This window comes from Methylocystis sp. (assembly GCF_051061225.1).
Taxonomy (GTDB): domain Bacteria; phylum Pseudomonadota; class Alphaproteobacteria; order Rhizobiales; family Beijerinckiaceae; genus Methylocystis.
Genome location: NZ_JBPFEB010000138.1, coordinates 1 through 10,042, shown reverse-complemented (window position 1 = coordinate 10,042; position 10,042 = coordinate 1). Strand labels below are relative to the sequence as shown.

The window sequence follows — 10,042 nt, the reverse complement described above, 5'->3', positions numbered from 1 at the left end:
AGGATGTCCGGAATGCTTATCTGAACCAGCCATCTGTTGGTCGTAGGTGACAAGCGCCTCTCCGATTTTTGCCACTGGAAGCACAAAGTCGACGGCGCCGGTCATGATCGCACTGCGCGGCATCCCGTCAAACGCCGCCTCGTCGGGATCTTGCACGATAACCAGGCCACGATTTTCCTTGATGGTTTTCAGCCCCAGGCTGCCGTCGGTTCCGGTTCCCGACAGGATCACGCAGACAGCGCGCGGACCGAAGTTCGTGGCCAGCGTATGCAGCAAATAGTCGAAGGGAAGGCGCGCCCCGTGACGCGCAAGCGGTTGCGAGAGCCGCAGCGCGTCCTCGTCCACAGACAGATACGTTCCTGGAGGGATCACGTAGAAGTGATCGGGCTCAATCGGCATGCCGTCCATTGCCTGCACGACGGTCAGCGACGTGTGCGCCGCGAGCAGCTCGACCATCATGCTTTCGTGGGTTGGATCGAGATGCTGGATCAGGATGAACGCCATGCCACTGCTGGCGGAGAGGCTGCCCAGAAGCTTTTTACAGGCGTCGAGGCCACCCGCCGACGCGCCGATCCCCACGACCAGAAACTCTCCACCTTCCCGGGGCGACCTTGGCGCCTGCGAGATGCGTTGCTTCGGCTGTGATCGCGTCCTCGTCGTATCCTTCGGGCGGATTTTCAGCATTCGCTTTTTTCTATCTTTGCCGACAATACAGCTGTTTACGCATATCACGCCTGGTTCTTGGCGTCGACGTTTGGGGTCAGGCGCGGCTCACTGAAATGGCCCGGCGCTCGGCGAGCCCCCTCCCTGGCCCCGAATGGAACGCCGCTAGGGCGATAGCCTGAGTAGTTTCCGTGCCTTCCCAGGGCGCACGATCGTCGGCTAGCGTCCAGCCTCAAGATTTTGGGGCAGGCCGCAAGTTCTCCGCGCTCGTCTCATTCGCCGAGCGCCAAATTGACTCTGCCTTAGCCAGCGTTGTGAACTTCAGCTATGCACGCGACCAAAAGCACCCTATCTCAAAATGTCCGGGACCGATCCGTTGAACTCCTTAACAAGCATCTGGTGGCGACAAGTGATCTGCACGCCCAGGCGAAAGAGCCACACTGCCACGTGCGCGGATGAAAAAATGATCAACGAAGGCGGGGGCGAAGCGACTCCATGAAGACAATCCGCATCCTCGTCGTGGAAGACGACCCTATGCTCGGTAGCTTGCTTGCCGAAATGCTCCAAACGATGGGCCACGAGGTATGCGGCATCGAGTGCACCGAAGCGGACGCGGTAGCTACCGCGCGCCGCTCCAAACCAGATTTGATGATCATCGATGCGGGGCTACGCGAAGGAAGCGGTGTCTCCGCAGCAGAGAACGCATGCGCCGCAGGATTCATCCCTCACTTTTTTGTGAGCGGCGATATTTCGAGGATCAAGGTGCTCAGGCCTGGCGCGATAGCGGTTCAAAAGCCCTTTCGCGAAGCCGACCTCGTTCACGCCATTCAATACGCGATCAACGGCGCGCTAGCCTGACCTTGACCACTAAGAAAGCGCATCAATCCTCCCCAAGATTACGAACGGGGTGGGTGAGGCAAAGCCTGCGCAACCCACCAATGAGTATTTTCCGAACCTTGTCGACGCACATCCAGAAACAATCATATGCTGACGAAAACGTGCTTGCTGCACCAATTGCGCGTTTCTGCCGCCGGCGAGATAAGCCGTTGTCGATAGATTTTGCAAATAGCTGCAGCGGTACACAACAAAAAGAAAGGGCATCATTGTGCTCGGAACAATCGTCCTCGTTCTCCTGGTCCTCCTGCTCGTCGGCGCACTTCCGAATTGGCCACATAGTGCGAGTTGGGGTTATGCCCCGTCGGGGACATTGGGAACCGTTCTCATTGTCGTTCTAATCCTCGTCCTCCTTGGCAAACTTTAGCTACGCTCGCGCGCTCGAAAGGCGAAGTCGTCGACGCCGCGCCATGTTCGGTAGGAAATACCAAAGCTTCTAATTTGTGGAGAGAGAATGTGACTGTTGGCTTGGCGCATCTTCAACCGATCGTATCCTTGATCGCCGGCATTCTCATCTTGATCATGCCGCAGCTGCTCAATTACATCGTGGCGATCTTTCTGATTGTCTCGGGGATCTTGGGCCTCGGGCTGATCAAATGACCCAAAGCCTGAAGGCGGAGAACGACGCCGGGCCTTCTCACAGTTCGGGGACAGCGTCCGATCTCACCAGAGAATGCTCGAGATGGACACACCTCTCTCGAATTTTATGGGCGGAAATGACGTCATGGGAACAACTCTAGCACTTTTGAAGCGGGCGTCTTCAGAGTTCCTAAACCAGTGCGAAGCCATGCAAACTGAAACGAAAAAAGCGACCCGAATGGGCCGCTTTTTCAGTGTCTCGATCGTATCAACCGTCAGGCCTTGTCGACGATCTTCTTAACGGCGTCCTTGGCCGCCCCGACCGTCTCCTGCGCTTGGCCCTTAAGCTTCTGCGCGGCGCCTTCGATCTCGAGATTCGGGTTGCCGACTGCCTCGCCCACCCCCTGCTTAATCGTGCCGGCGGCCTGATTGGCCGCTCCCTTGATCTTGTCAGTAGTGCTGCCCATGATCGGCTCCTTAAAGAGTTAAATGCAATGCGTTGCACTGCGTGCGCCGAAAGTCTCATTCGACATCGCCACCATAGGCGGCTTGGAGGGACGTGGTATAGGCTCGGAAAATACCCAGTGGACGTGGAAAGCGCGGGTCGGCGGCGGCGCGCTGCTCAGCCGTCAGCGTTTGTCGTCCCTGATCGGCCAAAAGGCCATGAGTCCATAACAAACCATCGACTTCGCCCTAAATTTAGGATGCTTTTGGATCCGTCGGGCATCCCAAACTGAGCATCAGGAACAACATGGCTGAACCCATTATTGTAACCAAAGCGGACGCGAAACTTCTGCGACACTTTGCGAGACTCTCCCTCGGTTTTTGGACAGGGCCGATGCGCAGACAAGCCGCTACATGCGTGGTGGGCCTCTTTGGCTGCCTCGTCCTGAACCTCATACCGGCCATCGCGGTGAACCGATGGAACAAGTCTTTCTTCGACGCGCTGCAAAACAAGGACCATCGTCTGATCCTGTTCAGCATCGTCCTCATGCTGGCGCTCGCTTTGATCTCTGCATCCACGAGCGTCGCGCTGCTGCAAATGCGCATGCGCTTCCAGTTACGCTGGCGAGAATGGCTGACGCGGACGCTTGTGCGGCGGTGGATGGAACGCCGGCGCTTTTATCAGCTCAGCGTTCTTCGCCTCGTCGATAATCCGGAAGCGCGCATCGCCGAGGACGGGCGTATTGCCATTGAGCTCTGTGTCGACTTTGCGACCGGCGTCACAAATGCTCTGCTTATGGCGGCCTCTTTCGTAAGTGTGTTGTGGTTCATCGGCGGCTCGCTGACCTTCTGGGGCCTTACGATCCCGGGCTACCTTGTGATTTCAGTCGTGATCTATTCCGCATGCCCCTCCTATGGAATGCTGCTTTTGGGCCGTCCGCTCGTCGCATGCGTCGAGGGAAAAGCGGCGGCTGAGGCCGATTTTCGCTTCGAGCTCTCCCACACGCGCGAAAACGCCGAAACGATCGCGCTCATCGGCGGCGACGACGCTGAGCGAGACCGGCACTGTTCGCGATTTGATCAAGTCGCCCTGCGCTGGGTGTCCGTGATTGGGCGGCAGGTGCGCATGCTGTTCTTGTCGAGCGGCAATAACGTCCTTGCGCCGGTCATACCTCTCATGCTCGGCGCCCCCAAATATCTTGCCGGCGAAATGTCGCTCGGCGACCTCATGCAAGCGGCGGCGGCCTTCATACAGGTGCAATTGGCGCTCAACTGGCTGGCCGACAATTCGATGCGCCTCGCCGACTGGTTCGCCTCGGCGAGGCGTGTCGCTACACTCGACCTTTTCTTCGATAACCTCGACGAACTCGCGATCGCAGCCGAGGGGAAGATGATCGATCTGGCCTTCAGCGACGATGGCGCCCTGCATCTCTGCGGGCTCTCGATCGCCCAGCACGACGGCACACTGATGCTCGCCGACACTGATGCGGTGATTGAACGCGGCGAGAAAGTCCTCGTGAAGGGAGAGTCCGGCGCCGGCAAGAGCACGCTGATCCGCGCGATTGCCGGTTTGTGGCCCTGGGGCAGCGGCCGCATTCTCCGTCCAAGGGATGCACGCATCGCTTATATGCCACAGCAGCCATACATGCCGCGGGGCACGCTACGCGATGCGCTCGACTATCCCCACGACGACGCCCCACCCAACCCCGCGCGTATCGAAAAGATCCTCGCCGCCTGTGGCCTGGCTCATCTCGTTTCGCGGCTGGACGAGGAGCAGAGCTGGTCTGATGTGCTCTCCGGCGGCGAGCAGCAGCAGCTTGGCTTTGCGCGGGTGCTTCTGAGGCCGCCCGATATCATCATCATGGACGAACCCACCTCGGCGCTCGACGACCTCAGCCGGACCCGGCTGATGGAACTGCTCAACGAAGGGGCGCCTGGCTCGACCATCATCCATGCCGCACGCCGCAATCTGGACAAGCGCTTCTACGACCGAGAGATTCAGCTCAAGGCAAGAACTGCCTCAAAAGCCCCCAGGAGTTGCTGATTCCGACAGGCCGCTGCTTGTCGTTGGCTCGCCGCGCCACGCGTCCGCACTTCTCTGGTGATTCCGAGCGATCGCGCCCCCCTAAAACGAGATGAAGGCGCCCCCCAATTACGAGATGATCCCGCCCGGGTTATTTCGTGCAGTAGCAGGCTCCGCTGTGGCCTGATCAGGTCGCTTTGGCAATCCAAAGGGGTGATCATGCCAGCGGAGCGGATTACGATGCGCCAGGCGCGCGAGATTATTCGACTGAAGTCCTCGTTGATTTCGGCGCACGAGATTTCCCGGCGCCTTGGGATGCCGCGCTCGACGGTTCGGGAGGCGCTCAAGCGCGCGGAGAGCGCCGGGCTATCCTGGCCGTTGCCCGAGGGAATGAACGACGATGCGCTCGAGGGGGCGCTCTACGCCAACAGGCGCAGCAAGCGCGGTCATCGGCGCGTCGAGGAGCCGGACTGGGTCGGCGTGCATCGCGAGCTGAAGCGCAAGCACGTCACCTTGATGATTTTGTGGGACGAATACATCGCCGAGAACCCGGGCGGCTATAGCTACTCGCGGTTCTGCGAGCTTTATCGCGCCTTCAAAAAGACCCTGTCGGTGACGATGCGGCAGACGCATGCCGCCGGCGAGCGGCTGTTCGTCGATTACGCTGGCGACGGCGTTCCTGTCGTCATTGATCGGCTTACCGGCGAGATCCGCATGGCGCAGATTTTCGTCGCCGTGCTGGGAGCGTCGAGCTTCACCTTCGCCAAGGCGAGCTGGACGCAGACGCTTCCCGACTGGATCGACGCCCATGTCGGCGCGCTCGAGGCGATCGGCGGCGTCCCGCAGCTCATCGTGCCGGACAACGCCAAGACCGCCATCGTCAAAGCCTGCTTCTACGACCCGCAGGTCATCCGCACCTACGCGGACATGGCGACGCATTACGGGACGGCTCTTTTGCCGGCGAGACCCAGAAGGCCGCGCGACAAGGCGAAGGTCGAATCCGCGGTGCTGATCGTCGAACGCTGGCTACTCCGCAGACTGCGCCGCCGGCCCTTTTACATTGTTCGAAGAGATCGACCGCCCGGCGTTGAAGCCTCTGCCAATCGAGCCATACGAATATTGCGAATGGCGTCTGCGCCGTGTCGGCGTCGATTATCACGTCGACATCGACGCGCACTATTACTCCGTGCCCTATCGCTTCGCCCGGACGGAGGTGGAAGCGCGGCTGACCGTCCGCGGCGTCGAGATTTTCCACAAACCTTCGCCGAACTCGCCGAGCCGCCTGAGGCGAATGGGCTCGACCGCAACGACTGGCTCGCCCTGCTGCTCGATCGGGAAGCCTCGCTTCGGCGCGAGAAACGGCTGACGGCGCGGCTGCGCGCCGCCAGGCTCCGTCAACAGGCGAGCGTCGAAGACATCGATTATCGCACCGCGCGCGGGCTCTACCGAGCCCTGTTTCAAAAGCTCGCCGAAGGTCAGTGGATCGACGCCCACGACAATTTAGCCCTAGTCGGGCCCGAGCGGGACCGGGAAAAGTTGGCTCGCCTGCGCCATTGGCCAGAAGGCCTGCCGCGACAATCGCTCCGTCGTTTATCATCGCTGGCCGAAGCTATGTGAGGAACTGGCCCTCGCGCGCGGCGACGGGCGCCATCCGCGCTTGATCAGATCCCTTGGTCGCGCCGATCTCTTGATCCTCGACGACATCGGCCTCGAACTGCTCGACGCCGGCGCCCGCCAACTTCTCCTGGAAATCCTCGAAGAACGCTATGGGCGCCGATCGACGATCGTCACCTCCCAGCTTCCCGTGACAGCCTGGCACGACGTCATTGGAGACCCAACTTACGCCGACGCCGTCCTGGACCGCCTCGTTCATAATGCCCATCGCATTGAGCTCACAGGTGAAAGCTTGCGCCGCGCGCGCGGCAAACAGGCCAAAATCGGCTTGACCCAAAACCAGAACAGGTGAGACAAACTCGTAGGTCAACGAACGCGGCGCCCGGACGGGATCATTCCGTTACAGGGGGGCGCCATTATCCCGGAATCCCCGGGCGGCATTATCCCGTTACAGACGGGCGCCTTCGTCGGAATCGCCACTTCTCGGCCGTAGAAAAGATCAGGATTGTTCTTGAGAGTCTGCGGGGCGAGGAAAGCATCGCCGAGATCTGCTGTCAGATCTGCTGTCATAGGGCAGATGAGACGGGCTGCAGCCAAGCCAACCGTACGGCCCCGTTCTTGCCTGGAACGAGCCCCGATTTTCCCGCGACACCTATAGCCCAGGGATGCGAAGTTTTTAGCCAGTCCTTCAGCAGCGGCCTCTTCCCATTGAAGATTTCTTCATATCTGCCACCCTTGCCGCGGCCATAATGCCAATCAGCGATCTTCCAGAGTATCCGCCTCGTTGCACCGTATAAGATCTGGGTTCGCATTGGCGTTCACAGCGACTCGACCCTCCGCTCTAGCCACCGCCCTTGGCCGTCTCGACTAGCTTCCGCCCGTCGTGGCGATGCGCGATATCAAATCGAAGGATACCTATCCGAATATCCTTGTCTTCCCTCCGGATAGAATCTCTGCCACACGGTGATGATCAAAATGGACCCCACGAGGGCTGCAATAAAATGCCCAAGCGACCCGCGCACCACAATGCCTAAGAGGTCTGCGAGCTGCGATCCGATCCATGATCCTGCGACCCCTACAAGGACGTTCGTCAATAGCCAGTGACGCGCCCCTGTAACCATACCCGCTATCCAGCCGGCCAGTCCGCCAATGACAAGAAGAGGGAAAAAGCCGACCTCGGGCGTTCCGAGAATACCTAGCGGCTGATCCATTGCCACCTCCGATACCATGGACTGAGGTGACAAATGGATCGCTCCTGTTGATTCGCGCGCCCTCGCGAGGAAAAATTTTCTTCATGCCAGATAAGCACACGGTCTTTGGAGCGAAAGTGCTTTATTTAGCACATGAAGGCTGTTGCCGCGGAATGAATGCGGTGCCTGATAACAGTCTCAATCGCTGTCGTAACGGAGGCTCCTATTTCGCGACGGAGCCTCTACTCAGGAACGCCGGCGATAGATTTTTTGCGCCGCGCGCCCCGCGCGTGCTAGACGGTTTGCATAGGGGCGTCGGTGTCAATCTTTCCGGAACGGGCACCATACCTGCAATATGTCATGGAACGAATGGAGCATCGCGAAGGTATTGACGGTCTTGCCGTCCGGAGCCTTGGCTGCGATCTGATCTAGGGCCGGCCCTATTTTGCTAATGGCGTCTCGCTGCACCTCGGCCAAGGCTTCTTCAAGGGTCGGCCATGGCTCCATGCCTGAGGGTAAACGCCAGCCAGGATGCGGATCGTAGACAATCGCACGCACGGCGGAGACTATTATCTGCTTGCCTTGTTCAGATATCTTCCCACCCGTGCAAGATTGCCAACTTTCAATCGCCGTATGGATTTTTTCTGCGATATCGGCCACGGAACCCAGCTATCTCTCTGTCTAAGCGGATTTTCGGAGTGCGAATTTACCTGAAGCCCCCAGATAAGTCCGCGAGGGAGCCATGGGCGCATGGCCTAAACCATTTGAGGGACCCTGCCTGAGCTTTCCCACGGCTAGATAAGAACAAACCCGGGTGTATACAACTTTGTTTCGTCGTTGCGAAAACTTTCACGTTATCCGGAGGGGCAACCATAGAACCCTGACGCAGGCACGGGCTGGGACGGCTGATTTGGTGATGATGCTTCTGTCAATGAAAAACACCGCATAATCCGCAGTAGCAGCCACCGCAGTCTGGCGGGCAGCGCCCCCGCCACGCATGATCTCCCGCATGAGCGACATGCAGGAAGTTGAAGAGTTGGCTAAGAGCCTCTCGAAAGAGGGGGCCTCTCGCGGCTTCTCGACGTTACGAGCTTCCAAGCACGGCAGGCGGCACACAGGGCCATCGCCCACCTGTCTGCAGTGCTCGCGGATGCCAGAGTATCACCGAACGCCGCGCGCAATCGGACGCACGGCTGCGTGAGAGGACTGAACAAATCTCTGCGGAGATTGACTCCCTTACCAAGGCCCTAACTCGGGTAGCCAATGTGACGGCCGTATCGTACGGAGGCGGAAAAGCGGGCGGCAATCAAGGAACTGGAAGCGGATGCCGACTTGCTTGCCGCTCGTGCCGCAAGGCGCGCAGAAGTTATCGACGCCGCGATAGCCGACATTGAAACCGATGGGCCCTCGTTGGCGCCCAACGTAATGCGGAAGCCGTGAATGGAACGAACAAGCCCGATAAGCAAGTCAATCTCGCCCTCGCGCCGTCGTAGCTCTCGACCCGACCGGGGCATTTAGGTGCCGAGGGCAAGCCTTGGAGCAACGGCACCGGATGTTGCGGCCTCCTCGATCGCCTCGCGCACCCCTGCGGCCTTGTGGCTCCGGAGGTTGTCCATCACGACGATATCACCCGCCGAGAGCGTCGGGATGAGAACCTGCTCGACATAAGCCAGGAACCAAAGGCCGTTGATCGGGCCGTCGAGAACCATCGGCGCAGCCAATCCGGAAAGCCGCAGCCCAGCGATAAACGTTGTCGTTTTACAGTGGCCATGGGGAACGCTGGCGCGCAATCGCTCGCCTCTCGGAGCGCGGCCGTTCTTGCGGGCCACGTTCGTGCTCGCCCAGGTCGTCGATGAAGACGAGCTTTTTGGGATCGAGATCGAGCTGACTGTCAAACCATGCCTCTCGGCGCTTCACGATATCCGGGCGGTCCTGCTCGCTTGCATGGCCGGTCTTTTTTTCCAAGTGATCTCGTGGCGATCGAAGAAGCGCCAGAGCGAGCCGATGCTGAAAAGATGCCCACGCTCGGCGAGCCGAACCTGTAGCTCCTTCAACGTGATGTCGCAGGTTTCCTCGACCAGCGAGAGAATCAGGCTCTGTGCGCATCAATGCGCGCCGACCAGCGATTCCCACCGCGTTTGTAGGAGGCCGGACTGCCGGTCTCCTGCTGCCTCTGACACCACCGGATCGCGCTTGCTGTGGAGACGCCGAACCGCTCTGCAGCCTGCCGCAGAGAAATGCCGTCAAGACGGCGCCACGACACGTTCACGGAGAGATCGAGCGAAAGGGCCTTCTTCGACAAGCCTGCCGGCCTCCTTCGCCAGCAGACAGGTGGAATCAGACCAACCCCGATTCGGGAATCCCCCTTGATTCATTCAGATAAGAAACCGCTTGTCTTATGACTTTCTGCGCCGCTTCGGCGAGAAGGAACCGCTGGGAGAGGGTTGCCGCCCTCTCATCAGCGGCGAGGGACGGACCGGAAAACCGCGGACCGTTCGACGGGTCGAGCTAGAGTTTGATCGCCCTCGTCTTTTCCTTTGGCCTGGACGGATACTCGGGCACTTGGCCCGAATGACAAGCAAAGGCGCGGAAAAGATGAATCCTTCTACCATTGGCGTTGATGTCTCGAAAGATT

Annotated in this window: 10 protein-coding genes and 3 pseudogenes; 6 read left to right on the top strand and 7 right to left on the bottom strand. The window is 59.5% G+C overall.

The window, feature by feature from the left end; genetic code table 11:
* A partial coding sequence (locus tag ACR652_RS24055; RefSeq protein WP_434508998.1) for a chemotaxis protein CheB occupies nucleotides 1-684 on the bottom strand: 684 nt, incomplete at its 3' end.
* Nucleotides 685-1,158: 474 nt separating this feature from the next.
* Here ACR652_RS24055 and ACR652_RS24050 point away from each other — a divergent pair.
* The 3 genes from ACR652_RS24050 to ACR652_RS24040 all read left to right on the top strand — a co-directional run bounded on the left by ACR652_RS24050 (nucleotide 1,159) and on the right by ACR652_RS24040 (nucleotide 2,157).
* Nucleotides 1,159-1,521 carry a response regulator gene (locus tag ACR652_RS24050; protein WP_434508997.1) on the top strand — a complete coding sequence of 121 codons (363 nt, stop codon included), beginning with the start codon at nucleotides 1,159-1,161 and terminating at the stop codon, nucleotides 1,519-1,521.
* Nucleotides 1,522-1,768: 247 nt separating this feature from the next.
* Nucleotides 1,769-1,924 (top strand): DUF3309 family protein, encoded by a 156-nt coding sequence (locus ACR652_RS24045; RefSeq protein ID WP_434506307.1) that lies wholly within the window; start codon nucleotides 1,769-1,771, stop codon nucleotides 1,922-1,924.
* Between the two features lie 89 nt (nucleotides 1,925-2,013).
* Nucleotides 2,014-2,157, top strand: coding sequence for a DUF3096 domain-containing protein (locus ACR652_RS24040; RefSeq protein WP_281932578.1), 144 nt, complete (start codon nucleotides 2,014-2,016; stop codon nucleotides 2,155-2,157).
* Between the two features lie 254 nt (nucleotides 2,158-2,411).
* Here ACR652_RS24040 and ACR652_RS24035 read toward each other — a convergent pair whose 3' ends face one another.
* Nucleotides 2,412-2,603: a CsbD family protein gene (locus ACR652_RS24035; RefSeq protein ID WP_434508996.1), complete on the bottom strand. Its 192-nt coding sequence runs from the start codon at nucleotides 2,601-2,603 to the stop codon at nucleotides 2,412-2,414.
* A gap of 371 nt (nucleotides 2,604-2,974) precedes the next feature.
* Between ACR652_RS24035 and ACR652_RS24030 the strand changes: the two genes are divergently transcribed.
* From ACR652_RS24030 to istB, 3 genes and pseudogenes are all read left to right on the top strand, one after another.
* Entirely contained in the window at nucleotides 2,975-4,624 is a 1,650-nt protein-coding gene (locus ACR652_RS24030; RefSeq protein WP_434508995.1) for an ABC transporter ATP-binding protein/permease, read from the top strand.
* A 219-nt stretch (nucleotides 4,625-4,843) separates the two neighbouring features.
* Nucleotides 4,844-5,924, top strand: a pseudogene (gene istA / locus ACR652_RS24025) (IS21 family transposase); the annotation flags it as partial.
* Nucleotides 5,858-6,569 (top strand): annotated as a pseudogene (gene istB, locus ACR652_RS24020) (IS21-like element helper ATPase IstB); the annotation flags it as partial. The pseudogenes istA and istB, both read left to right, overlap by 67 nt.
* Before the next feature lie 547 nt (nucleotides 6,570-7,116).
* On the opposite strand, the gene ACR652_RS24015 reads toward istB, so the two are convergent.
* The 5 genes and pseudogenes from ACR652_RS24015 to ACR652_RS23995 all read right to left on the bottom strand — a co-directional run bounded on the left by ACR652_RS24015 (nucleotide 7,117) and on the right by ACR652_RS23995 (nucleotide 9,709).
* Complete coding sequence (locus tag ACR652_RS24015; RefSeq protein ID WP_434508994.1) at nucleotides 7,117-7,428, bottom strand: GlsB/YeaQ/YmgE family stress response membrane protein; 312 nt, start codon at nucleotides 7,426-7,428, stop codon at nucleotides 7,117-7,119.
* A gap of 300 nt (nucleotides 7,429-7,728) precedes the next feature.
* Complete coding sequence (locus ACR652_RS24010; protein WP_434508993.1) at nucleotides 7,729-8,067, bottom strand: hypothetical protein; 339 nt, start codon at nucleotides 8,065-8,067, stop codon at nucleotides 7,729-7,731.
* A gap of 890 nt (nucleotides 8,068-8,957) precedes the next feature.
* Nucleotides 8,958-9,209: pseudogene (locus ACR652_RS24005) on the bottom strand (transposase); the annotation flags it as partial.
* Entirely contained in the window at nucleotides 9,166-9,372 is a 207-nt protein-coding gene (locus ACR652_RS24000; protein WP_434508999.1) for a hypothetical protein, read from the bottom strand. The gene ACR652_RS24000 and the pseudogene ACR652_RS24005, both read right to left, overlap by 44 nt.
* 124 nt (nucleotides 9,373-9,496) lie before the next feature.
* Nucleotides 9,497-9,709 carry a hypothetical protein gene (locus tag ACR652_RS23995; RefSeq protein ID WP_434508992.1) on the bottom strand — a complete coding sequence of 71 codons (213 nt, stop codon included), beginning with the start codon at nucleotides 9,707-9,709 and terminating at the stop codon, nucleotides 9,497-9,499.
* Nucleotides 9,710-10,042 lie beyond the last annotated feature (333 nt).

What these genes read in the sequence shown, in the direction of transcription:
- ACR652_RS24030 (WP_434508995.1), top strand. Translation starts at nt 2,975, where the DNA reads ATGCGCAGACAAGCCGCTACATGCGTGGTGGGCCTCTTTGGCTGCCTC.
- ACR652_RS24015 (WP_434508994.1), bottom strand. Translation starts at nt 7,428, where the DNA reads ATGGATCAGCCGCTAGGTATTCTCGGAACGCCCGAGGTCGGCTTTTTC.
- ACR652_RS24035 (WP_434508996.1), bottom strand. Translation starts at nt 2,603, where the DNA reads ATGGGCAGCACTACTGACAAGATCAAGGGAGCGGCCAATCAGGCCGCC.
- ACR652_RS24050 (WP_434508997.1), top strand. Translation starts at nt 1,159, where the DNA reads ATGAAGACAATCCGCATCCTCGTCGTGGAAGACGACCCTATGCTCGGT.